The following is a 22,739-nucleotide window of genomic DNA, read 5'->3' as shown; positions in this document are numbered from 1 at the left end:
GGCACGGACCGGAGCAGGCAAGCCCTCAGGCCGTGCGATGTTTGACCAGGTATTGCCAGGTGAAGCCCGGGAAGGCAAACACCAGCATCATGCAGGCCGTGATGGCGTAGAACTGCCAGCCCTGCGGGAATGCGTTGCCAAGGCCCGCTTCCACCGCAAAGCCAGCAACACCGGCCACCACGTACCAGACGAACAGTTCCACGGCCCGCAGCCACAGCGGCTTGCGGGCCCATTTCAGGCCCACCGCCGCGAACAGGCGCTGATTGACGAACGGCAGGTTGGCACAGACCAGTGCCAGCAAAATGACAAACCAACCGCCCGCCGAGGAACTCATGTCGTCACCTTGTTATGTTACGAAGCCAGCGTGGCGCGGATGGCCTGGTAGCACAGGTTCATCAGCGCAGCCGGGAACAGGCCCAGCAGGATCACGGCCAGGCCGTTCAGGCTCAGTACCGACCGCACGCCAACCGACGCTTCCAGCGGCTCTTCGCCAGCCGGCGTGTCGAAGTACATCAGCTTCACGATGCGCAGGTAGTAGAACGCGCCGATCAGCGAGAACACCACGGCCACCACGGCCAGCCAGCTCATGCCGGCCTTGACCACGGCCGACAGCACGGCCAGCTTCGCATAGAAGCCGACGGTCGGCGGGATGCCGGCCATCGAGAACATCATCACCAGCATCAGCAGCGCAAACCACGGATGACGGCGCGACATGCCCTTCAGGTCGTCCAGCGTCTCGGCCTCGAAACCCTTGCGCGTCCGGATCAGGATCAGGCCGAACGTGCCGAGCGTGGTCAGCATGTAGGTGATCGAGTAGAACATCGACGCGCTGTAGGCATTGGCCGCGCCATCCGCCTTGTTCGCCACCACGCCGGACAGCATGCCCAGCAGGATGAAGCCCATGTGCGAGATGGTGGAATACGCCAGCATCCGCTTCAGGTTGGTCTGCACGATCGCGGTCAGGTTGCCGATCAGCAGCGACACGACCGACAGCACCACCAGCATCATCTGCCAGTCGCCGGCCAGCGGCAGCAGGCCTTCGACCAGCAGGCGCATGATCAGCGCGAACGCGGCAACCTTCGGGCCGGCAGCGATCAGCAGCGTCACCGCAGTCGGCGAGCCCTGGTAGATGTCCGGAATCCACATGTGGAACGGTGCGGCACCGAGCTTGAACGACACACCCGCGACGATGAACACCACGCCGAAGGCCAGCATCGTCGTGTTGACGCGACCCGACTCGACCACGCGGAAGACTTCACCCAGGTTCAGCGAACCAGTGGCGCCGTACATCATCGACATGCCATAGAGCAGGAAGCCCGAGGCCAGCGCACCCAGCACGAAGTACTTGATGGCCGATTCCGACGTCACGCGCGAGTCGCGGCGCAGGGCCACCAGGGCGTACGACGACAGCGACAGCAGTTCCAGGCCCAGATACAGGGTCAGGAAGTTGTTGCCGGTAATCATCACGAGCTGACCGCCGAGCGTGAACAGCGCGAGCATGTAAAACTCGCCCGCGAACATGTCGCGGTTGCTCAGGTAGGTGCGCGTGTAGATAAGCGTCAGGAACATGCCCAGCGAGCAGAACGCCGACAGCACGTTGGCCATCGGATCCACGACCACCAGGTTGGCGAACACGTAGTGCGTCTCGCCGTTCGCGGCGTCCAGTGCAAACCAGAAGGTCAGCACCAGCGTCGTCAGCAGTGCCAGCGGGTATGCCACGCTGGTGCGGCCCTTGCCGCGCGCTAGGTCGATCCAGTTGATCGCCGCGATGGCGACCGCCAGGAAAATGATTGGCGCCACCGGGGCCAGGCTAGAGGACGATTGCATGTTGGTTTCTCTCCCCCGCTTACAGCTTGGACTGTGCCACGTGGGACAGCAGGTTCACCACCGAGGCGTGCATCACATCGGTGAAGGGTTTCGGGTACAGGCCCATGTACAGCGTCAGGATCGCCAGCAGGCCGAACATCAGGAATTCGCGCTTGTTCAGGTCTACCAGTTCACGCACGTGCTGATGCACGATATCGCCAAAGATCACGCGCTTGACCATCCACAGCGAGTAGGCCGCGCCCAGGATCAGGGCCGTGGCAGCCAGCAGGCCGATCCAGAAATTGAACTTGACCGACGCCAGGATGACCATGAACTCGCCGACGAAACCAGAGGTAGCCGGCAGGCCGCAGTTTGCCATGGCGAAGAACACCGAGAATGCGGCGAACTTCGGCATCACGTTCACCACACCGCCGTAGTCGGCGATCTGGCGCGAATGCACGCGGTCGTACAGCACACCGATGCCGAGGAACATGGCGCCCGACACGAAGCCGTGCGAGATCATCTGGATGATGCCGCCTTCAACGCCCAGGTCGTTGAAAATGAAGAAGCCGAGCGTCACGAAGCCCATGTGGGCGATCGACGAATACGCCACCAGCTTCTTCATGTCGGCCTGGACCAGCGCCACGAGGCCGATGTAGATCACCGCGACCAGCGAGATCGTGATGATGAACGGTGCCATGTAGTGGCTGGCGTCCGGCGCGATCGGCAGCGAGAACCGCAGGAAACCGTAGGCGCCCAGCTTCAGCATGATCGCGGCCAGCACCACGGAACCGCCGGTCGGCGCTTCCACGTGGGCGTCCGGCAGCCAGGTGTGCACCGGCCACATCGGCACCTTCACGGCGAAGGCCATGAAGAACGCCAGGAAGATCAGGATCTGTTCTTCGAACGACAGCTTGGCCTGGTGCCAGGACAGGATGTCGAACGTACCGGTCTTGTTGTACAGGTACAGCAGGGCAACCAGCGTCAGCAGCGAGCCCAGCAGCGTGTAGAGGAAGAACTTGAACGCGGCGTACACGCGGTTCGGGCCACCCCAGACACCGATGATGATGTACATCGGGATCAGCGTGGCTTCGAAGAACACGTAGAACAGCATGCCGTCCAGCGCGCAGAACACGCCCACCATCAGACCCGAGAGGATCAGGAACGCGGCCATGTACTCGGCCACCCGTTCGGTGATCACTTCCCAGGCCGAGATCACGACGATCACGGTGATGAACGACGTCAGCACGACGAACCACATCGAGATGCCGTCAACGCCCAGGTGATAGGCAATGTTGAAGCGCTCGATCCAGTTCGCCTGCTCGACAAACTGCATTGCGGCCGTCGAGGTGTCGAAATGGAAGACCAGCGGCAGCGTCACGGCGAAGCTGGCGATGGCACCGAACAGCGCCATCCAGCGCGCGAAGCCCTTGCTGTTGTCGGAGCCGAACATCAATACCAGCAAGCCGAAGAAGATAGGCAGCCAGATTGCGAGAGACAGAACCATTTGTTTGTTTTCCTTACTCGGTGCCTATCACTTGGTGCCTATCACGCCAGTGATCGTCAGCGTCAACAGCACCAGCATGCCGAGGATCATCGCGAAAGCGTAATGGTAGATGTAGCCGGACTGCAGGTAACGGCTGGCCGCGGCAAACGACGCCACCACACGGGCCGAACCATTGACGAACAGGCCGTCGATGAAGCTCTGGTCACCACCCTTCCACAGGCCGGTACCCAGCAGGCGCGCGCCACGGGCAAACACTGCCTCGTTGATCGCGTCCATGTAGTACTTGTTCTCGAGCAGGTTGTAGAGACCCGAGCAGCGTTGCTTGATGGCGGCCGGGATGTCCGGGCGCTTCATGTAGAAGAACCACGACAGCACCACACCGGCAATTGCTAGCCACAGCACCGGGGTCGTCAGCGAGTGAATCGCCATTGGCACCCAGCCGTGGAACGCTTCCTTCAACTCTTCCATGGCGTGATGGTTCTCGCCGACGAAGATCACGTCCTTGAACGCCAGGCCATGCTTGAAGAAGTCACCGAACAGCATCGGCTCGATGGCGATGGCGCCAACGATCACCGACGGGATGGCCAGCAGCACCAGCGGCAGCGTCACTACCCACGGCGACTCGTGCGGCTTCTGGCCCGGAGCCAGACCATGGTGGTGGTCGTCGCCGTGCGATTCCTCTTCTTCCTCGTGGTGATCGTGGTGCGCGTGCGGCTTGCCGAAACGCTCTTCACCGTGGAACACCAGGAAGTACATGCGGAACGAGTAGAAGGCGGTGACGAACACGCCAGCCAGCACGGCGAAGTACGCGAAGCCCGAACCGGCCAGGTGCGACTCGGCCACGGCCTCGATGATCGAGTCCTTCGAATAGAAGCCCGAGAAGAACGGCGTGCCGATCAGCGCCAGCGAACCCACCAGCGACGTGATCCAGGTGATCGGCATGTACTTGCGCAGGCCGCCCATGTTGCGGATGTCCTGGTCGTGGTGCATGCCGATGATGACCGAACCGGCCGCAAGGAACAGCAGCGCCTTGAAGAATGCGTGGGTCATCAGGTGGAACACGGCCACCGAGTAGGCCGAAGCGCCAAGCGCCACGGTCATGTAGCCCAGCTGCGACAGCGTGGAGTACGCCACCACGCGCTTGATGTCGTTCTGGATGATGCCCAGGAAGCCCATGAACAGTGCCGTGATGCCGCCGATGATCATCACGAACGACAGGGCGGTGTCCGACAGCTCGAACAGCGGCGACATGCGCGACACCATGAAGATACCGGCCGTCACCATGGTTGCCGCGTGGATCAGTGCCGAAATCGGGGTCGGGCCTTCCATCGAGTCAGGCAGCCACACGTGCAGCGGGAACTGCGCCGACTTGCCCATCGCGCCGATGAACAGGCAGATGCACGCCACGGTGATCATCAGCCAGTCGGTGCCCGGGAAGATCACGGTTGCCAGCTGCTCGCGCTGGGCGAACACGTCCGTGTAGTTCATGCTGCCGCTGTACGCCAGCAGCAGGCCGATACCGAGGATGAAGCCGAAGTCACCCACGCGGTTGACCAGGAACGCCTTCAGGTTGGCGAAGATCGCGGTCGGACGCGTGTACCAGAAGCCGATCAGCAGGTACGACACCAGGCCCACAGCTTCCCAGCCGAAGAACAGCTGCAGGAAGTTGTTGCTCATCACCAGCATCAGCATCGAGAAGGTGAACAGCGAGATGTAGGCGAAGAAGCGGTTGTAGCCGGGGTCCCCGTCCATGTAGCCGACGGTGTAGATGTGCACCATCAGCGAGACGAAGGTCACCACGACCATCATCATCGCCGTCAGGGAATCGACCAGGAAGCCGACTTCCATCTTCAGCGAGCCGATGGCCATCCATTCGTACACGGTGGCGTTGTAGCCGGCGCCGTTCATCACGTCGAGCAGCACCATCACGGAGAGGACGAACGAGATGGCGACACCGAGGATCGTTGCCGAGTGGGCCACGATGCGGCCGCCGCGCGTCTCCGAGGAGAACGTGCCGAAGAACTTGGTACCGAACAGACCGGCTATCGCGGCACCGGCGAGCGGTGCCAGCGCAATCGCCAGCAGCAGGTTGGGGTTGAGCGTGGTTGCCATAGGACGCTTATTGGTGTGCGGTCGGGATGCAGTCTTGGTTCATGTCGTGAGCGTTCATGTCAGCCCTTGAGGGTATCCATGTCGTCCACGTTGATCGTGTCCAGGTTACGGAACAGCACGACCAGGATTGCCAGACCGATTGCCGACTCGGCGGCGGCCACCGTAAGGATGAAGAAAACGAAAACCTGTCCGGCCAGGTCGCCCATGTAGTGCGAGAAGGCGACGAAATTCATGTTCACCGCAAGCAGCATCAGTTCGAGCGCCATCAACAGCACGATGACGTTCTTGCGGTTCAGGAAGATGCCAACGATGCTGATCGCGAACAGGATGGCACCGAGGACGAGAAAGTGAGCGAGAGACAGCACAGCGGGTTCTCCGGGCTTAGTTCTTGTTGGCGGACACAGCAGCATCCGCTTCGGCCCGGCCCTCGGCCGGCATCTTCACCATGCGCACGCGCTCGTCGCGGCGTACACGCAGCTGGGCACCCACGTCCTGCGCCTTGACATCCTTGCGGCGGCGCAGCGTCAGGGCCACGGCGGCCACGATGGCCACCAGCAGGATGATGCCGGCCACTTCGAAGGCGTACACGTAGTCGGTGTAGATCAGCTTGCCCAGCGCGGCGGTGTTCGAATAATTCGGGTCCTGCGCGCCCGGCGGCAGCACGGCGTTGGTAGTGCCGATGAAGTTGCGCACCAGCACGATGGCCATTTCGGCGATGATCAGCGCACCGACGATCGACGCCATCGGCACGTACGTCCAGAAGTCGCGGCGCAGGTGCTCGATATCGATATCGATCATCATCACCACGAACAGGAACAGCACCATCACCGCACCTACGTACACCAGCACGAGCAGGATGGCGAGGAACTCGGCCTTCAGGATCATCCAGATCGCCGCGGCGGTGAAGAACGCCAGGACGAGGAACAGTGCGGAATGCACCGGGTTCTTTGCCGTGATGACTTTCAGTGCGGAGAGCACCAGCACCAGGGCAAAGGCATAGAAGATGGCTGTCGTGAGTTCCATGGTCCCTATCGGATCCTCTTTGGGCCGCGCCGGTCCGGGCTGCCCGTCGGGGGCAGCCACGCCTTGCGCGACTTGCTTCTCTTGGTTGTGCCCCTTGCGGGGCGACTTCAAATTCGTTGCCGGGAACCGCGCACCGTATGCCTGGCTCCCGTCCTGCCGGTCCGCTTAGCGGTACTTCGCGTCCGCGGCCTTGGCTGCCGCGATCTGCGGCTCGTAGCGGTCGCCCACTGCCAGCAGCATGTCCTTCGTGAAGTACAGGTCGCCGCGCTTCTCGCCGTGGTACTCGAAAATATGCGTTTCCACGACCGCGTCGACCGGGCAGGCTTCTTCGCAGAAGCCGCAGAAAATGCACTTGGTCAGATCGATGTCGTAGCGCGTGGTGCGGCGGGTGCCGTCGTTACGCACATCCGACTCGATCGTAATGGCCATGGCCGGGCACACCGCTTCGCACAGCTTGCAGGCGATGCAACGCTCTTCCCCGTTCGGGTAGCGGCGCAGTGCGTGCAGGCCGCGGAATCGCGGCGACATCGGCGTCTTCTCTTCCGGGAACTGGACAGTCACCTTCCGGGCGAAGAGATAGCGGCCGGTAAGTGCCATGCCCTTGAAGAGTTCCTTCAGGAGCAGGCTGTTAAAGAAGTCCTTGATGGCGATCAGCATGACGATTGCTTCCTAAGTATTTCCGCGCGGCGCGCCCTGCCCGTTCGGGCGGCGCGCCGTCGCCTGGCCTCTTAGTGCCAGATGTTCCACGGCGACTTGATCCAGATCGCCACAATGATCAGCCACGCCACGGTCAGCGGAATGAAGATCTTCCAGCCCAGACGCATGATCTGGTCATAGCGGTAACGCGGGAACGAGGCACGAATCCAGATGAACACAGACAGCAGCAGGAAAACCTTGATCACCAGCCAGAAGAAGCCCGGGACCGCATTCGTGATCACGCTCGAGAACGGCGGCGCCCAGCCACCGAGGAACATCAGCGAGGTCATCGTCGAGATGATGATCATGTTGATGTACTCGGCCAGGAAGAACAGCGCGAACGTCATGCCCGAATATTCGATCATGTGACCGGCCACGATTTCCGACTCGCCTTCCACCACGTCGAACGGATGGCGGTTGGTTTCCGCCACGCCCGAGATGAAGTACACGGCGAACATCGGCAGCAGCGGCAGCCAGTTCCACGACAGGATGTTGATGCCCATGTCCGCGAAATAGCCCACATTCTGGCTGTTCACGATCGTCGACAGGTTCAGGCTGCCGGCCACCATCAGCACGGTGACCAGCGCGAAGCCCATGGCGATTTCATACGACACCATCTGCGCCGCGGCACGCATGGCGCCGATGAACGCGTACTTCGAGTTCGATGCCCAGCCGGCCAGGATCACGCCGTACACGCCCACCGAGCTGATGGCCATCACGTACAGCAGGCCGGCGTTGACGTCCGCCATCACCACTTCGGGCTGGAACGGGATCACGGCCCAGACGGCCACTGCCGGCACCAGCACCATCAGCGGCGCAACCAGATACATCATCCGGTTGATCTGCGACGGGAACATCACTTCCTTGAGCAGCAGCTTCAGCACATCGGCAATCGGCTGCAGCAGGCCCAGCGGACCCACGCGGTTCGGGCCGATACGGACGTGCATCCAGCCAATCAGCTTGCGTTCCCACAGAATCAGGTAGGCCACGCACAGCAGCACCGGCACCACAATGACCACGGCACGGATCAGGATCCAGATCAGCGTCCAAGCGCTGCCGAAGATGGCCTGGCCCTGCGAGGTAATGAGATCGATCATGTTGCTATCTCGCTCTTCTTATACGGTGGCCGTCGCGGCGGCACCCTGGCCGGCCGACAGGTCGATGGCTTTCTCAACGGTGACGGTACCGAACAGCGCGCCCAGCGTTGCGGCGGCCACGGTGGCAGCCGGCACGCGCACGGCATTGGCCGGCAGCGTCTTTTCCAGCGCCGCGGGCAGCACCACGCTGGCACCGTCCTGCGTCACGCGCACCGGGTCGCCCGCCTGCACGCCCAGCTTGGCGAACAGTTCCGACGACAGGCCCACCGTCATCGCGCGGCGCGCGGCAGCGGTCAGCTGCAGCGAATCGGCACGACGCACGATCGGGTCGGCGTGGTAGATGGGCACATCGGCGATACGCTCGATACCGTTGGCGGCGGCAGCCGTCACGCGGATCGGGGCGTCGGTAGCGTTGTTCAGCTGCGCCGGAGCCAGCTTGACCAGTGCGGCATCGCGCACGGCTTCGGCGGTTTCGAAGTCGAAGCCCGGCACGTCGAGCAGGTTGCCCAGCACGCGCAGCACCTTCCAGCCCGGACGCGACTCACCCAGCGCGCGCACCACGCCGTTGAAGCTCTGGGCACGGCCCTCGGCGTTCACGAACGTACCGGCGGTCTCGGTGAACGGCGCGATCGGCAGGATCACGTCGGCGTATTGCATGGCCGCTTCCGAGCGGAACGGCGACAGCACCACGACGGTTCCGGCCTGCTGCAGCGCGGCCAGGGCCTTGCGTGCATCGGCGGTATCGAATTCGGCTTCGGCGTTCAGCACGATGTATGCCTTGCGCGGCGCATCGAACATCGCCTGGGCATTGGCACCGCCCTGTTGCGGCAGCGCGCCGGCAATATAGCCGCCGACGGTGTTGGCCGCCTCGGTCAGGAAGCCCAGCGTGGCTCCCGTTTCCGTTGCGATCCACTGGGCCAGCGCGTGCAGCGCCGAGAATTGCGGGTGGCGCACGGCTTCGTTGCCGAGGAACACGGCACGGCGCTCGCCCGACAGCAGCGCATCGGCCACGGTCCTGGCGGCGTCGCCACCGTCGAAACCATCGGTCCCGGCCGGAGCGGCCACGCCCTTGGCGGCGGCCACGGCACGGGCCACGCCGGCCAGTGCGGCAGTCCAGGCCGACGGTGCCACGTCGATACGTGCGGCCAGCGGCATCAGCAGGTCTTCACCGCCGGTACCGATCACGGCCACGCGGGCACCCTTCTTGGCGGCCTGACGCAGGCGGGAGGCCAGCAGCGGCTGATCCTTGCGCAGCGAAGCGCCAATCACCAGCGCGCGTTGCAGCGTGGTGACGTCGGCAATCGGCATGCCCAGCCACGGCGCGCCCTTCAGCGCGGCCGAGAAATCGGTCTGGCGCAGGCGGAAGTCCACGTTGTCGCTGCCCAGGCCACGGACGAGCTTGCCCAGCAGGAACAGTTCTTCCAGCGTGCTGTGCGGGCTGGCGATGGCGGCGATCTGGTCGGCACCATGGTCACGCTTGATGCTCGCCAGGCCGTTGGCCACGTATTCCAGCGCGGTCTGCCAGTCGGTTTCCATCCACTGGTTGCCCTGCTTGAGCATCGGGCGGGTCAGACGGTCGGCACTGTTCACGCCTTCGTACGAGAAGCGGTCCTTGTCGGAGATCCAGCACTCGTTGACGTCTTCGTTTTCCAGGGGCACCACGCGCATCACGCGCTGGTTCTTGGTCTGGACCACGAGGTTGGCACCCACGCCGTCGTGCGGCGACACCGACTTGCGACGAGCCAGTTCCCAGGTACGGGCCGAATAACGGAACGGCTTGCTGGTCAGCGCGCCAACCGGGCACAGGTCGATCATGTTGCCGGACAGTTCCGAATCCACGGTCTGGCCGACGAACGTCGTGATTTCCGAGTGTTCGCCACGGTTCAGCATGCCCAGCTCCATCACGCCGGCCACTTCCTGGCCAAAGCGCACGCAGCGGGTGCAATGGATGCAGCGGGTCATCTCCTCCATGGAGATCAGCGGGCCCACGTTCTTGTGGAACACCACGCGCTTTTCTTCCTTGTAGCGCGACTCCGAGGCACCGTAGCCCACGGCCAGATCCTGCAGCTGGCATTCGCCGCCCTGATCGCAGATCGGGCAGTCGAGTGGGTGGTTGATCAGCAGGAATTCCATCACGGACTTCTGGGCCTTGACAGCCTTCTCGGAGTTCGTGAAGACCTTCATGCCGGGCGTCACCGGGGTGGCGCAGGCGGGCAGCGCCTTGGGCGCCTTTTCCACTTCGACCAGGCACATGCGGCAGTTCGCCGCGATGGACAGTTTGCGGTGGTAGCAGAAGTGCGGGATGTAGGTGCCCAGCTTGCGGGCCGCTTCCATCACGAGGCTGCCTTCCGCAACCTCTACCTTCTTGCCGTCGATCTCGAGTTCAACCATGTTCTGCCACGCTTCAGGAATGGGCCGGGACCATGCACTGCTTGTGTTCGACGTGATATTCGAACTCTTTCCAGTAGTGCTTGAGCATGCCGCGTACCGGCATCGCCGCGGCATCGCCGAGCGCGCAAATCGTGCGACCCATGATGTTTTCCGCGACGTTATTGAGCAGGTCCAGGTCTTCCTGGCGGCCTTCTCCGTGTTCAATACGATTCACCATGCGGTAGAGCCAGCCGGTGCCTTCACGGCACGGCGTGCACTGGCCGCACGATTCTTCAAAGTAGAAATACGACAGGCGCAGCAGCGACCGCACCATGCAGCGCGTTTCGTCCATGACGATCACGGCGCCCGAGCCCAGCATCGAGCCGGCCTTGGCGATCGAGTCGTAGTCCATGGTCGACGCCATCATCAGGTCGGCCGGCACCACCGGGGCCGACGATCCGCCAGGGATCACGGCCTTGAGCGCCTTGCCGCCGCGCATGCCACCCGCCAGCTCCAGCAACGTGGAGAACGGCGTGCCCAGCGGGATTTCGTAGTTGCCCGGACGCTCGACGTCGCCGGAGATCGAGAAGATCTTGGTGCCGCCGTTATTCGGCTTACCCATCTTCAGGTATTCGTCCGGGCCCACGGCCAGGAGGAACGGCACCGCTGCGAACGTCTCGGTGTTGTTGATGGTGGTCGGCTTGCCGTACAGGCCGAAGCTGGCCGGGAAAGGCGGCTTGAAGCGCGGCTGGCCTTTCTTGCCTTCCAGCGATTCGAGCAGCGCGGTTTCTTCGCCGCAGATGTACGCGCCGTAGCCGTGGTGGGCATGCAACTGGAAGTCGAAGCCCGAACCCAGGATGTTGTCGCCCAGGAAACCGGCGCGGCGTGCCTCCTCGAGGGCTTCCTCGAAGATCTTGTATTCGTTCCAGATTTCGCCGTGGATGTAGTTGTAACCCACGGTGATGCCCATCGCGTACGCCCCGATAGCCATGCCTTCGATCAGCGCATGGGGGTTGTAGCGGATGATGTCACGGTCCTTGAACGTGCCCGGCTCGCCCTCGTCGGTATTGCAGACCAGGTACTTCTGACCCGGGAACGAACGCGGCATGAAGCTCCACTTCAGGCCGGTCGGAAAACCCGCACCGCCACGGCCGCGCAGGCCCGAGGCCTTGACGTCGGCAATCACCTGCTCGGGCGTTACCTTCTGTTCGAGGATACGGCGCAGCTGGGCGTAGCCGCCACGCTTGACGTAGTCCTCGAGGTGCCAGTTCTTGCCGTCCAGGCCGGCCAGGATCAGCGGCTTGATGTGACGGTCGTGCAGAGAGGTCATGTTACTTGTCCCCCTTGGCGGCGGCTTCGGCCTTGAGCTCGTCGACCAGGGCGTCGAGCTTCTGGTCGCTCATGAAGCTGCACATGCGGGTGTTGTTGACGATCATCACCGGTGCGTCGCCGCAAGCGCCCATGCACTCGCCTTCCTTCAGCGTGAAGCAGCCATCGGCGGTGGTTTCGTTGTAGTCGATCCCGAGCTTGCGCTTCAGGTATTCGCCAGCCCGGTCGCCGCCCGACAGCGCGCACGGCAGGTTGGTGCAGACGGTGAGCTTGTACTTGCCCACCGGCTTGGTGTCATACATGTTGTAGAACGTGGCCACCTCTTCCACCCACACGGGCGGCATTTCCAGGTAGCTGGCGACGAACTGCATGACTTCGGGGGAAACCCAGCCCACCTCGCCCTGTGCCACGGCGAGTGCCGCCATCACGGCCGACTGCTTCTGGTCGGCCGGATACTTCGCGATCGCGCGATCGATTTCCTTGAGAGCTTCTGCTGATAGCATGGTCATTGCAGTAATACGGCGAAGTCCTGCCCTTGTATGCCGGGCTTCGCTGGTTTGCAGCCGTCGCTGCCATGTTCTGCCGGCCCGGAATGCTCCAGCGCATTCCTTGCCGATCCGTCGCAGGCCGGAGCCTGCTGCCACCATTACCGCCGGGGCCGGCCGAACACGCCCGGATCGTCGTCCGGACAACGGCCTGTGACGGGATACCCTTCTGCCGGTATCCCTTAGCGGTCGATCTCGCCGAACACGATGTCCTGTGTCCCGATGATCGTGACCGCATCCGCAATCATGTGTCCCTTGGCCATTTCGTCGAGCGCGGCCAGGTGGGCAAAGCCCGGAGCACGGATCTTCAGGCGGTACGGCTTGTTCGCACCGTCCGAGATCGCGTAGATACCAAACTCGCCCTTCGGGTGTTCCACTGCCGCGTAAGCCTCGCCCGGCGGTACGTGGATGCCTTCCGTGAAGAGCTTGAAATGGTGAATCAGCTCTTCCATGTTCGACTTCATGTCCACGCGCGACGGCGGTGCCACCTTGTGGTTCTCGGAAATCACCGGACCCGGGTTGCGGCGCAGCCAGTCGATGCACTGCTTGATGATGCGGTTCGACTGGCGCATTTCTTCCACGCGCACCAGGTAACGGGAATAGCAGTCGCCCGCCGTGCCCACCGGGATGTCGAAGTCGATCTTGTCGTAGACCTCGTACGGCTGCTTCTTGCGCAGATCCCACTCGATGCCCGAGCCACGCAGCATCGGACCCGTGAAACCCATCTGCAGCGCGCGCTCCGGAGTCACCACGCCGATATCCACCAGACGCTGCTTCCAGATACGGTTATCGGTCAGCAGCGTCTCATATTCATCCACGTACGTCGGAAAACGGTTCGTGAAGTCTTCGATGAAGTCCAGCAGCGAGCCCGAACGGTTTTCGTTCATGACCTTGATGGCCTTCTCGTTGTGGATCTTCGACGCGCGGTACTGCGGCATCGTGTCCGGCAGGTCGCGGTAAACGCCGCCCGGACGGTAGTAGGCTGCGTGCATGCGCGCGCCCGACACCGCCTCGTACATGTCGAACATGTCCTCGCGCTCGCGGAACGCGTACAGGAACACGGCCATCGCGCCGACGTCCAGCGCGTGGGCGCCGATCCACATCAGGTGGTTCAGCAGGCGGGTGATCTCGTCGAACATCACGCGGATGTACTGCGCGCGGATCGGCACCTCGATGCCGAGCATCCGCTCGATCGCCATCACGTAGGCGTGTTCGTTGACCATCATCGACACGTAGTCGAGACGGTCCATGTAGGGAACGCTCTGGATCCAGCTCTTCTGCTCGGCCAGCTTTTCGGTGGCGCGGTGCAGCAGGCCGATGTGGGGATCGGCACGCTGGATGACTTCGCCGTCCAGCTCGAGCACCAGACGCAGCACGCCGTGTGCCGCAGGGTGCTGGGGACCGAAGTTGAGGGTGTAGTTCTTGATATCTGCCATGACGCCGTTCTCAGTGCTTCGTGCCGCCGTAGTTTTCCTCGCGAATCACGCGCGGCGTGATTTCGCGCGGCTCGATCGTCACCGGCTGGTAGATGACCCGCTTCTGCTCGGGGTCGTAACGCATTTCCACGTAGCCCGAGACCGGGAAATCCTTCCGGAACGGATGGCCCACGAAACCGTAGTCCGTCAGCAGACGGCGCAGGTCGGGGTGGCCTTCGAACACGATGCCGTAGAAGTCGAACGCCTCGCGCTCGAACCAGTTCACCGAGTTCCACACGTCGATCAGCGACGGCACCACGGGCATGTCGTCGTCCGGCGCGAACACGCGCAGGCGCAGGCGCCAGTTGTGCTTGAGCGACAGCAGATGCGTGACAGCCGCGAAGCGCGGGCCGTCCCAGGTGCCTTCGGCATAGTCGGAATAGTCGACGCCGCAGAGGTCGATCGCCTGCTCGAAGTGCAGCGACGGGTCGTCACGCAGCAGGCGTGCCACGTCGAGGTAGTCGGCAGCCTTGACGATCAGCGTCAGTTCGCCGATGGCCTCGGTCAGGTTCTGCACGCGCTTGCCCAGAACTTTCTCGAGGGCGGCCTTGAGGGTATCGAGGTTCGCCATGTCAGCCCTTGCGCGCAATGGTGTTGGTACGCTTGATCTTGTTCTGGAGCTGGATCACGCCGTAGATCAGCGCCTCCGCGGTCGGCGGGCAGCCCGGAACATAGATGTCGACCGGCACGATGCGATCGCAGCCACGCACCACCGAATACGAGTAGTGGTAGTAGCCGCCGCCATTGGCGCACGAGCCCATCGAGATCACCCAGCGCGGTTCTGCCATCTGGTCGTAGACCTTGCGCAGCGCGGGGGCCATCTTGTTGCAGAGCGTGCCTGCCACGATCATCACGTCGGACTGACGCGGCGACGGGCGGAAGATCACGCCGAAACGGTCCATGTCGTAGCGTGCGGCGCCGGCGTGCATCATTTCCACTGCACAGCAGGCCAGACCGAACGTCATGGGCCACAGGGAACCCGTGCGGGTCCAGTTGATCAGCTTGTCAGCGGTCGTCGTGACAAAGCCTTCGTTGAGAACGCCTTCGATTGCCATTTCACATCACTCCCAATCGAGCGCGCCCTTTTTCCAGATGTAGACGAAGCCCACGATGAATTCCAGCAGAAACACGCCCATGGCGATGAATCCCGGCCAACCGATGTCCTTGAGGGCAACGCCCCAGGGAAACAGGAAGGCAGTTTCGAGATCGAACAGGATAAAGAGGATGGCGATGAGGTAGTAGCGCACGTCGAACTTCATGCGCGCATCCTCGAATGCCTCGAAGCCGCACTCGTACGGCGACAGCTTCGCTGCGTCAGGATTGTTGGGACCGAGAATCCGACCAATGGACATCAGTGCCACACCGAGCACGATGCCAAAGAGGATGAAGACGAGGACGGGGAAGTAGGCTTCGAGTGTCAAGGTACGGCCAGCCTTATCTGGAATGTTGTCAACAGCACCAGCTAGCGGCGACCTGTTGCCCACCCCAGGCGCCATCCCGTCTTAGCACGGCGCCGCCTTGCGGACTGCCGGAGAGTCAATAGTGCGATCCGTGCATGACACGGACGCGACATTGACTTCCGATCAATTGTTTGGTGCCGACGGCGAGACTCGAACTCGCACAGCTTTCGCCACTACCCCCTCAAGATAGCGTGTCTACCAATTTCACCACGTCGGCTGGGGGAGAAACAATATTGCCTTGCGCCGGGTTTTTACACCCTACGAAGCGTTGTCAGAAGAGTCTGTCCTCTGGCTTTCGCCCCGCGCTGGGGAATCGTTTCAAGCCTTGCATTCTAACTCATGATCCCTGATTTGTTCAATGCACAATCACAAATTAAATCAGGAATCCTTGAACACACTGTTCGATTATTGCGTCAATGCCGAAGCTTACTTCGGCACTGCGGGCCCGGCCGGTGCCGATGCGGCAGCCGCTGCCGGCGCCGATGCGGACGGTGCCGAAGCCTGGGTAGCCTGCGGCTGCTGGCTTGCGCCCATCACGCCCAGCGAAGCCTGCGGCTTGTAGTTGCCCAGCAGCGTCAGGCCCAGCGTGCAAGCGAAGAACAGCGCCGCCAGAACGGCCGTGGTACGCGACAGGAAGTTTGCCGAGCCCGATGCACCGAACAGGCTGCCCGATGCGCCAGAGCCGAAGGCCGCGCCGACGTCGGCGCCCTTGCCGTGCTGCAGCAGGACCAGACCGATCACGCCCAGCGCGGACAGAACCTGCACGACGACCAACAGAGTCTTGAAAATTGCCATTTGGTTAAATTCGTTTCGTACTTGCCTGATCAGACAGTCGCATCCGGCATTCAGGCGTTGCCGATCGCGAGGAAATCATCCGCCTTCAGCGAGGCGCCGCCAATCAGGCCCCCGTCGATATCGGACATGGAAAACAGTTCCGCCGCATTGTCCGGCTTCACGCTGCCGCCGTACAGGATGGCGATACGCTCGCCCACGCCTGCGTCCTTGCCGGCGACCTGCGCGCGCAGTGCGGCATGGACGGCCTGAGCCTGCTCGCTGGTGGCCGTCTTTCCAGTGCCAATGGCCCAGACGGGCTCATAGGCCAGGACAATGCGATTCAATTGATCGATAGACAGTGCATCGAGCACGGCTTGCAGCTGACGGCCCGCCACCGCCTCGGTCTGCCCCGCCTCGCGCTCGGCGAGCGTTTCGCCGACGCAAACGACCGGAATCAGACCCGATTCCAGGGCGCGCAGTGCCTTGGCAGCCACCTTCGCATCGGATTCACCGTGGTACGTGCGGCGCTCGGAGTGACCCACCAGCACATAAGTACAGCCGAACTCGGCCAGCATCGGCGCCGCAACTTCGCCCGTGAAGGCCCCGCGGACTTCGGCCGACGTGTCCTGGGCGCCCCACGACACCTGGGTACCGGTGAGCAGCGACTGGCACTGGGCAAGATAGGGGAACGGTGCGCAGACGGCCAGTTTTGACTTGGCCGGCGCTGCCTTGATGCCTTCCAGCAGGGCCGCATTGGCGGCGAGGCTGCCGTGCATCTTCCAGTTGCCGATGACCAGCTTTTGTCTCACAAGGGTCCCCTCTCAAATCAAACCGGCTATTGTAGCGTGGTCAACGGGGGGCCGCCAGCGCATGGCGGCCAATTGCGGACAGCCAGTGGTCGTCGGCCCACAATTGCGACAGCGATGGTGCGATTGTGGGCCGACGAAACCCGTTACCAGGTCAGCACGATCTTGCCGGTGTGCTCGCTCGATTCCATCAGGCGATGGGCATCGGCGGCCTGCGCGGCAGGGAAGACCTTGTAGATCACGGGCTTGATCTTGCCCGAAGCCAGCAGCGGCCAGACGTTCTGGTGCAGCGCCTGCGCAATCGCGCCCTTGAACGATGCCGGACGCGGACGCAGTGTCGAACCTGTCACGGTGATGCGCCGGCGCAGGATATCGCCCAGCGGAATTTCGGCCTTGCCGCCGCCCAGCAGCGCGATGATGACGATGCGGCCGTCGTCAGCGATGCACGACAGTTCCCGGGCCAGGTACGAACCGGCCACCATGTCGAGAATCACATCAACACCCTTGCCTTCGGTCAAAGCCTTGACCTCGGCGACGAAGTCCTGCGTCTTGTAGTTGATCGCACGGTCGGCGCCCAACGCCTCGCAGGCCTTGCACTTGTCGTCGCTGCCCGCCGTCACGAACACCTTGAAGCCCATCGCCTTGGCGATCTGGATGGCCGTGGTACCGATGCCGCTCGACCCGCCCTGGATCAGCAGCGTCTCCGCCGCTCCGCGCGGGCCCTTGCCCAATTGGCCACGATCAAACACGTTGCTCCACACGGTGAAGAATGTCTCCGGCAGCGCGGCAGCTTCGATATCGCTGAGGCCGTCGGGCACCGGCAGGCATTGTTCGATCGGTGCCGTGCAAAGCTCGGCGTAGCCGCCGCCCTGCACCAGCGCGCAAACCCGGTCGCCCACTTTCAAGCCAAAACGGTTCGCCGGATTCGACAGGTCGCCGCCCACCACCACGCCGGCCACCTCCAGGCCCGGCAAGTCGGACGCACCCGGCGGCACCGGATAATTGCCGGTACGCTGGAACACATCGGGGCGATTGATGCCCGCTGCCGCCACGCGGATCAGGATCTCTCCGGCCTTCGGCTCCGGGTCGGGACGCTGCGTTTCCTGCAGGACTTCAGGGCCGCCGTATTCACGGATTTCGATGGCTTTCATGATCGCTCCTCATCAATGTCGTATGTCGCATGGCGCGCGGCAAGCATGCGCGCGCCCAAGGCAGGTAAAAGACTGACCGGCAGTGTAAACAAAAAAGCGGCTGGACATCGCCAGCCGCTTTTGCAGGTACTGCTATCGGTACCGCCTGCCGTTCAGCTTACTGCTGCTGTTCCGGCGAGGTCGATGCCGCCGGCGCATCGCCTTGCGGGGCGATCGGGCTGATGCTGCCGCCCTCTTCAGCCAGCGCAGCCTTCAGCGACAGACGCAGACGACCCTTCTCGTCGGCCTGGATCAGCTTCACGCGCACCTGCTGGCCTTCCTTCAGCCAGTCCTTGATGTCCTTCACGCGCTCGTTGACGATCTCGGAGATATGCAGCAGACCGTCCTTGCCCGGCAGGATGTTCACGATGGCACCGAAGTCCAGCAGCTTCAGCACGGTACCGGCGTAGATCTTGCCCACTTCGGCTTCGGCGGTGATGCCTTCGATGCGGCGCTTGGCTTCGGCCATGCCATCCGTCGAGGTCGAGGCGATCGTGATCGTGCCGTCTTCCTGGATGTCGATGGTCGTGCCCGTTTCCTTGGTCAGCGCCTGGATGGTCGAACCGCCCTTGCCGATCACTTCACGAATCTTGTCCGGATGGATCTTCATCGTGATCATGCGCGGCGCGTGCTCCGACAGCTCGGTGCGGGCGTGGCCCATCGCTTCCTGCATCTTGCCCAGGATGTGCATACGGCCTTCACGGGCTTGCGCCAGTGCCACCTGCATGATTTCCTTGGTGATGCCCTGCACCTTGATGTCCATCTGCAGTGCCGTGATACCCGTATCGGTACCCGCCACCTTGAAGTCCATGTCGCCCAGGTGATCTTCGTCGCCCAGGATGTCGGTCAGCACGGCAAACTTGTTGCCTTCCAGGATCAGGCCCATGGCCACGCCGGCCACGTGCGCCTTCACCGGCACGCCAGCGTCCATCAGTGCCAGGCAGCCGCCGCACACCGATGCCATCGACGACGAGCCGTTGGATTCGGTGATTTCCGAAACCAGGCGGATCGTGTAGGCGAATTCGTCTTCCTTCGGCAGCACCGGGATCAGTGCGCGCTTGGCCAGACGGCCGTGGCCGATTTCACGGCGCTTCGGGCTGCCCACGCGGCCCGTTTCGCCGGTGGCGAACGGGGGCATGTTGTAGTGGAGCATGAAGCGGTCGCGGTACTCGCCGGCCAGCGCGTCGATGATCTGCTCGTCGCTCTTGGTGCCCAGCGTGGCCACTGCCAGCGCCTGGGTTTCGCCACGCGTGAACAGCGACGAACCGTGGGCGCGCGGCAGCACCGACGAACGGATCTCGATCGGGCGCACGGTGCGCGTGTCGCGGCCGTCGATACGCGGCTCGCCGGCCAGGATCTGGCCACGCACGATCTTGGCTTCCAGGTCGAACAGGACGTTACCCACTTCCACCTTGTCGGCTTCCACGCCGGCTTCGGCCAGCTGGGCCTGCACGGTTGCGTAGATTTCCTTGAGCTTGGTGCTGCGTGCCGACTTCTGGCGCAGTTGGTAGGCTTGCTGCAGCAGCGGCAGGCCGATCTCGCTGACCTTGGCGATCAGTGCCTCGTTCTTGGCGGCAGGCGCCCAGTCCCATTCCGGCTTGCCGCCTTCACGGACCAGTTCGTGGATCGCGTTGATGGCGGTCTGCATCTGCTCGTGGCCATACACCACGGCGCCCAGCATCACGTCTTCCGACAGCTGGTTGGCTTCCGATTCCACCATCAGCACGGCACGCTCGGTACCGGCGACGACGAGGTCCAGTTCCGACGCGGCGATCTGCGAACGGTTCGGGTTCAGCAGGTACTGGCCGTCCTTGTAGCCAACGCGGGCGGCGCCCACCGGGCCGCTGAACGGGATGCCCGACACGGCCAGCGCGGCCGACGAGGCGATCAGGGCCGGGATGTCGGCCGGCACTTCCGGGTTGATCGACAGGACGTGGATGACCACCTGCACGTCGTTGTAGAAGCCTTCCGGGAACAGCGGGCGCAGCGGACGATCGATCAGGCGCGAGGTCAGCGTCTCGTTTTCCGACGGACGGCCTTCACGCTTGAAGAAGCCACCCGGGATCTTGCCGGCGGCGTAGGTCTTTTCGATGTAGTCGACGGTCAGCGGGAAGAAGTCCTGGCCCGCCTTCGGGCTCTTGGCTGCCACCACGGTGGCCAGCACCACGGTGTCTTCCACGTCGACGATCACGGCACCCGATGCCTGACGGGCGATTTCGCCGGTTTCCATGCGGACCGTGTGCTGGCCCCACTGGAATTCCTTGACGATCTTGTTGAACATGGTCATGAGCGTTCCTTGATTCATGCTTGCCTGCCGTAAACAGATACAGCGGGCCGACGCCTGCGCTCGCAGCGGCAGGCGGACTGCCGGAAATTTGCCCGGTCCGCAGTCTCAGGGAAGTGCTATGCCATTCCATCGCGCCACCGTCCGGCCCACATGAGGACGATGCGATACGCGATGGAATGACACAAAACCCCGTTTCCTTGGCCAGTTCCGGTGTCAGAAAGAGCGAGGTAACTTACTCCGTCGCACGGCGTGGCGCAACGGCGTACGGGCAAATTCGCCCGCGTTTAGTGTGAAACAAACATCACATCCATCACTGCCCGGCTAAAATTCGCCGGTGCAGAAAAGCAAAATGCCTGCCCCAGCAGTGCTGGCGCAGGCATCGTGGCCTCACGTGAAATCGTGCTTGAACAACGCTTGCAGGACCCGTGCTGCCATCCGCAGACCTTACTTGCGCAGGCCCAGGGCTTCGATCAGGGCGCGGTAACGGTCAGCGTCGTTGGACTTGAGGTAGTCCAGCAGGCGACGACGACGGCTCACCATGCGCAGCAGACCGCGGCGGCTGTGGTGATCCTTCATGTTGGCCTTGAAGTGCGGGGTCAGTTCGTTGATGCGGGTGGTCAGCAGTGCGACCTGGACTTCGGGGCTACCCGTGTCGTTGGCGCCGCGGGCGAACTTCTGGATGACTTCGGACTTGTTGGCAATTGCCATGATGTTTTCCTTTCACTTGCGAACGCTGCAGCACGGGATGCGCCGCCTGCGTCGTGCCTTGCTTTTTGACTCGGCATCCGCCGTCCGCAGCCAGATGACTTGCGGACGACAGCCGCGGATTATAGCCGAATTCCGTCCGGCGGCGAAGCCCATCCCCGGCATTGGCTCAATTTCGCGCCGGGCGCTCCATCCGGCACGTGGTGGGCAGCGTGGTCTGGGCCGTCTTGAGCTTCTTGATGGTCCGGAAGCCGTAGCCCGAACCCTCGTTGTCGAAACGCACCTCGCCGCCCTGCCTGGCCATCATCGAGACATAGAGCGGCTGCAGCACCTGGTGGTCGTCCGCCCGCACCGTGGCCTCGTGGAAACCGTTCGTGAAACGCATGTTTTCGAGCGCGTAGGCCACCGCCACGGCGTCGGTGCTGCCAGCCTGCTCGATCGCGCGAGCCAGCATTTCGACCATCATCTGCATGCGCAGATGCACGTAGTCGTCGCGCGGATCGGGATAGCGGGTGCGGAACGCCTGGTAGAACGCGTCGGACGCCGCGCCGCCCACGTTCGGATGCCATTCCGCCACGGCCAGCACCCGGCCCACGCCGGCATCGCCCATGGCAGCGGGCGCGCCCAGGCCGTTGCCATAGAACGTGTAGAAGCGCGCGTTAAGGCCGCCCTCGCGCGCGGCCTTGACCATCAGCGTCAGGTCGTTGCCCCAGTTGCCGGTAATCACGGCGTCGGCGCCGCTGGCCTTGATCTTGGCGATATACGGGGCAAAGTCCTTGATCTTGCCGATGGGATGGAATTCGTCGCCCACCACCTGGATATCGGGCCGCTTGGCCGCTAGCATTTCGCGCGCGGACCGGGCCACCTGATGCCCGAAGCTGTAATCCTGGTCGATCAGGTAGACCTTGCGCACCGCGTGTTCGCTGCGGATGGCCTCGGTCAGCGCCTGCATGCGCATATCGGCACTGGCGTCGAAGCGAAAATGCCAGAAACTGCAATTCTCGTTGGTCAGCGTGGGGTCCACCGCCGAATAGTTCAGGAACAGCACGCGCGCGTCGGGCTGGCGCTGGTTCTGGCGATTGATCGCGGCCACCAGCGCGCTGGCCACGGCCGAACTGTTGCCCTGCAGGACGAACGGAATGCGTTTGTCGACCAGGCTGCGGAACTGGATCAGGCTCTCGTCGACATTGCCCTTGCTGTCGAACGTCACCAGTTCCATCGGATGGGCGCCATCGGGCAGTTTCACTCCACCCCGGGCATTGATGCGATCGATCGCGATCCGCAGGTTGCGCACCACGGCCTCGCCTGCATTGGCGAAGGGGCCGGACAACCCGTCGATCATCCCGAGCCGGATCGGCGCGCCAACCGGCTGCTGTGCCGCAGCGGCCGTCGCCACGCAGCACAGCGTCGCGGCCAGCCACGCCCGCAGCCGGGCCATGCGCCCGCTTGTTCGGATTCCGCCCATTCGACTTCCCTTCTCTGCGCAAAAGCCGCGATGGTACACACATTGCGCCGGGGCCCGCTACACTACGACTCGTGCACTTTTTGCTGCAAATC

At 63.0% G+C, this 22,739-nt stretch carries 21 protein-coding genes and 1 tRNA gene; all 22 read right to left on the bottom strand.

Annotated elements, in window-relative coordinates; all coding sequences use genetic code 11:
- Positions 1-25: 25 nt before the first annotated feature.
- Positions 26-334: a DUF2818 family protein gene (locus tag AC3G88_RS07965; RefSeq protein ID WP_029050838.1), complete on the bottom strand. Its 309-nt coding sequence runs from the start codon at positions 332-334 to the stop codon at positions 26-28.
- 17 nt (positions 335-351) lie between these two features.
- Positions 352-1,827: an NADH-quinone oxidoreductase subunit NuoN gene (gene nuoN / locus AC3G88_RS07960; RefSeq protein ID WP_153947592.1), complete on the bottom strand. Its 1,476-nt coding sequence runs from the start codon at positions 1,825-1,827 to the stop codon at positions 352-354.
- 19 nt (positions 1,828-1,846) lie between these two features.
- Entirely contained in the window at positions 1,847-3,313 is a 1,467-nt protein-coding gene (locus tag AC3G88_RS07955; protein WP_488771230.1) for an NADH-quinone oxidoreductase subunit M, read from the bottom strand.
- A gap of 27 nt (positions 3,314-3,340) precedes the next feature.
- A complete protein-coding gene (nuoL, locus tag AC3G88_RS07950) occupies positions 3,341-5,425 on the bottom strand; it encodes an NADH-quinone oxidoreductase subunit L (RefSeq protein WP_488771229.1) in 2,085 nt (694 codons plus the stop codon).
- A 59-nt stretch (positions 5,426-5,484) separates the two neighbouring features.
- Complete coding sequence (gene nuoK / locus AC3G88_RS07945; protein ID WP_029050842.1) at positions 5,485-5,790, bottom strand: NADH-quinone oxidoreductase subunit NuoK; 306 nt, start codon at positions 5,788-5,790, stop codon at positions 5,485-5,487.
- Positions 5,791-5,806: 16 nt separating this feature from the next.
- Positions 5,807-6,448 carry an NADH-quinone oxidoreductase subunit J gene (locus AC3G88_RS07940; RefSeq protein WP_488771228.1) on the bottom strand — a complete coding sequence of 214 codons (642 nt, stop codon included), beginning with the start codon at positions 6,446-6,448 and terminating at the stop codon, positions 5,807-5,809.
- A gap of 165 nt (positions 6,449-6,613) precedes the next feature.
- Entirely contained in the window at positions 6,614-7,102 is a 489-nt protein-coding gene (gene nuoI, locus AC3G88_RS07935; RefSeq protein ID WP_175459842.1) for an NADH-quinone oxidoreductase subunit NuoI, read from the bottom strand.
- A gap of 74 nt (positions 7,103-7,176) precedes the next feature.
- Entirely contained in the window at positions 7,177-8,241 is a 1,065-nt protein-coding gene (gene nuoH / locus AC3G88_RS07930; protein ID WP_153947589.1) for an NADH-quinone oxidoreductase subunit NuoH, read from the bottom strand.
- Positions 8,242-8,259: 18 nt separating this feature from the next.
- On the bottom strand, positions 8,260-10,632 hold the full coding sequence (nuoG, locus tag AC3G88_RS07925) for an NADH-quinone oxidoreductase subunit NuoG (RefSeq protein WP_488771226.1): 2,373 nt from the start codon (positions 10,630-10,632) through the stop codon (positions 8,260-8,262).
- Positions 10,633-10,645: 13 nt separating this feature from the next.
- Complete coding sequence (gene nuoF / locus AC3G88_RS07920) at positions 10,646-11,941, bottom strand: NADH-quinone oxidoreductase subunit NuoF (protein WP_153947587.1); 1,296 nt, start codon at positions 11,939-11,941, stop codon at positions 10,646-10,648.
- Between the two features lies 1 nt (position 11,942).
- Positions 11,943-12,443 (bottom strand): NADH-quinone oxidoreductase subunit NuoE, encoded by a 501-nt coding sequence (gene nuoE, locus AC3G88_RS07915; protein ID WP_029050848.1) that lies wholly within the window; start codon positions 12,441-12,443, stop codon positions 11,943-11,945.
- Between the two features lie 224 nt (positions 12,444-12,667).
- Positions 12,668-13,921, bottom strand: coding sequence for an NADH-quinone oxidoreductase subunit D (locus AC3G88_RS07910; protein ID WP_400391137.1), 1,254 nt, complete (start codon positions 13,919-13,921; stop codon positions 12,668-12,670).
- Between the two features lie 10 nt (positions 13,922-13,931).
- The gene (locus AC3G88_RS07905; protein ID WP_400391136.1) at positions 13,932-14,531 is read right to left on the bottom strand and encodes an NADH-quinone oxidoreductase subunit C; all 600 of its coding nucleotides are present in this window, start codon (positions 14,529-14,531) and stop codon (positions 13,932-13,934) included.
- A gap of 1 nt (position 14,532) precedes the next feature.
- Positions 14,533-15,015 (bottom strand): NuoB/complex I 20 kDa subunit family protein, encoded by a 483-nt coding sequence (locus tag AC3G88_RS07900; RefSeq protein WP_008643342.1) that lies wholly within the window; start codon positions 15,013-15,015, stop codon positions 14,533-14,535.
- A 6-nt stretch (positions 15,016-15,021) separates the two neighbouring features.
- On the bottom strand, positions 15,022-15,381 hold the full coding sequence (locus tag AC3G88_RS07895; RefSeq protein ID WP_029050851.1) for an NADH-quinone oxidoreductase subunit A: 360 nt from the start codon (positions 15,379-15,381) through the stop codon (positions 15,022-15,024).
- 171 nt (positions 15,382-15,552) lie between these two features.
- Positions 15,553-15,637 (bottom strand) — tRNA-Leu (locus tag AC3G88_RS07890).
- Positions 15,638-15,846: 209 nt separating this feature from the next.
- On the bottom strand, positions 15,847-16,215 hold the full coding sequence (secG, locus tag AC3G88_RS07885) for a preprotein translocase subunit SecG (protein ID WP_153947584.1): 369 nt from the start codon (positions 16,213-16,215) through the stop codon (positions 15,847-15,849).
- 50 nt (positions 16,216-16,265) lie between these two features.
- A complete protein-coding gene (gene tpiA / locus AC3G88_RS07880; RefSeq protein ID WP_488893257.1) occupies positions 16,266-17,003 on the bottom strand; it encodes a triose-phosphate isomerase in 738 nt (245 codons plus the stop codon).
- A 143-nt stretch (positions 17,004-17,146) separates the two neighbouring features.
- Positions 17,147-18,151, bottom strand: coding sequence for an NAD(P)H-quinone oxidoreductase (locus tag AC3G88_RS07875; protein WP_488771224.1), 1,005 nt, complete (start codon positions 18,149-18,151; stop codon positions 17,147-17,149).
- 157 nt (positions 18,152-18,308) lie between these two features.
- Complete coding sequence (gene pnp / locus AC3G88_RS07870) at positions 18,309-20,477, bottom strand: polyribonucleotide nucleotidyltransferase (RefSeq protein ID WP_488771223.1); 2,169 nt, start codon at positions 20,475-20,477, stop codon at positions 18,309-18,311.
- 444 nt (positions 20,478-20,921) lie between these two features.
- On the bottom strand, positions 20,922-21,185 hold the full coding sequence (gene rpsO, locus AC3G88_RS07865; protein ID WP_153947581.1) for a 30S ribosomal protein S15: 264 nt from the start codon (positions 21,183-21,185) through the stop codon (positions 20,922-20,924).
- 166 nt (positions 21,186-21,351) lie between these two features.
- Positions 21,352-22,620 (bottom strand): branched-chain amino acid ABC transporter substrate-binding protein, encoded by a 1,269-nt coding sequence (locus AC3G88_RS07860; RefSeq protein WP_488771222.1) that lies wholly within the window; start codon positions 22,618-22,620, stop codon positions 21,352-21,354.
- Positions 22,621-22,739: the final 119 nt, after the last annotated feature.

It is taken from the genome of Cupriavidus sp. 86D6 (genome assembly GCF_057815095.1).
Note: the sequence above shows the minus strand (reverse complement) of the source record. Positions and strands in the feature narration are given on the sequence as shown.

What these genes read in the sequence shown, in the direction of transcription:
- AC3G88_RS07910 (WP_400391137.1), bottom strand. Translation starts at nt 13,921, where the DNA reads ATGGCAGATATCAAGAACTACACCCTCAACTTCGGTCCCCAGCACCCT.
- AC3G88_RS07905 (WP_400391136.1), bottom strand. Translation starts at nt 14,531, where the DNA reads ATGGCGAACCTCGATACCCTCAAGGCCGCCCTCGAGAAAGTTCTGGGC.
- secG (WP_153947584.1), bottom strand. Translation starts at nt 16,215, where the DNA reads ATGGCAATTTTCAAGACTCTGTTGGTCGTCGTGCAGGTTCTGTCCGCG.
- AC3G88_RS07955 (WP_488771230.1), bottom strand. Translation starts at nt 3,313, where the DNA reads ATGGTTCTGTCTCTCGCAATCTGGCTGCCTATCTTCTTCGGCTTGCTG.
- AC3G88_RS07965 (WP_029050838.1), bottom strand. Translation starts at nt 334, where the DNA reads ATGAGTTCCTCGGCGGGCGGTTGGTTTGTCATTTTGCTGGCACTGGTC.
- AC3G88_RS07900 (WP_008643342.1), bottom strand. Translation starts at nt 15,015, where the DNA reads ATGGCAATCGAAGGCGTTCTCAACGAAGGCTTTGTCACGACGACCGCT.
- pnp (WP_488771223.1), bottom strand. Translation starts at nt 20,477, where the DNA reads ATGACCATGTTCAACAAGATCGTCAAGGAATTCCAGTGGGGCCAGCAC.
- rpsO (WP_153947581.1), bottom strand. Translation starts at nt 21,185, where the DNA reads ATGGCAATTGCCAACAAGTCCGAAGTCATCCAGAAGTTCGCCCGCGGC.
- nuoN (WP_153947592.1), bottom strand. Translation starts at nt 1,827, where the DNA reads ATGCAATCGTCCTCTAGCCTGGCCCCGGTGGCGCCAATCATTTTCCTG.
- AC3G88_RS07860 (WP_488771222.1), bottom strand. Translation starts at nt 22,620, where the DNA reads ATGGCCCGGCTGCGGGCGTGGCTGGCCGCGACGCTGTGCTGCGTGGCG.
- nuoE (WP_029050848.1), bottom strand. Translation starts at nt 12,443, where the DNA reads ATGCTATCAGCAGAAGCTCTCAAGGAAATCGATCGCGCGATCGCGAAG.
- nuoG (WP_488771226.1), bottom strand. Translation starts at nt 10,632, where the DNA reads ATGGTTGAACTCGAGATCGACGGCAAGAAGGTAGAGGTTGCGGAAGGC.
- nuoL (WP_488771229.1), bottom strand. Translation starts at nt 5,425, where the DNA reads ATGGCAACCACGCTCAACCCCAACCTGCTGCTGGCGATTGCGCTGGCA.
- AC3G88_RS07875 (WP_488771224.1), bottom strand. Translation starts at nt 18,151, where the DNA reads ATGAAAGCCATCGAAATCCGTGAATACGGCGGCCCTGAAGTCCTGCAG.
- nuoH (WP_153947589.1), bottom strand. Translation starts at nt 8,241, where the DNA reads ATGATCGATCTCATTACCTCGCAGGGCCAGGCCATCTTCGGCAGCGCT.
- nuoF (WP_153947587.1), bottom strand. Translation starts at nt 11,941, where the DNA reads ATGACCTCTCTGCACGACCGTCACATCAAGCCGCTGATCCTGGCCGGC.
- AC3G88_RS07940 (WP_488771228.1), bottom strand. Translation starts at nt 6,448, where the DNA reads ATGGAACTCACGACAGCCATCTTCTATGCCTTTGCCCTGGTGCTGGTG.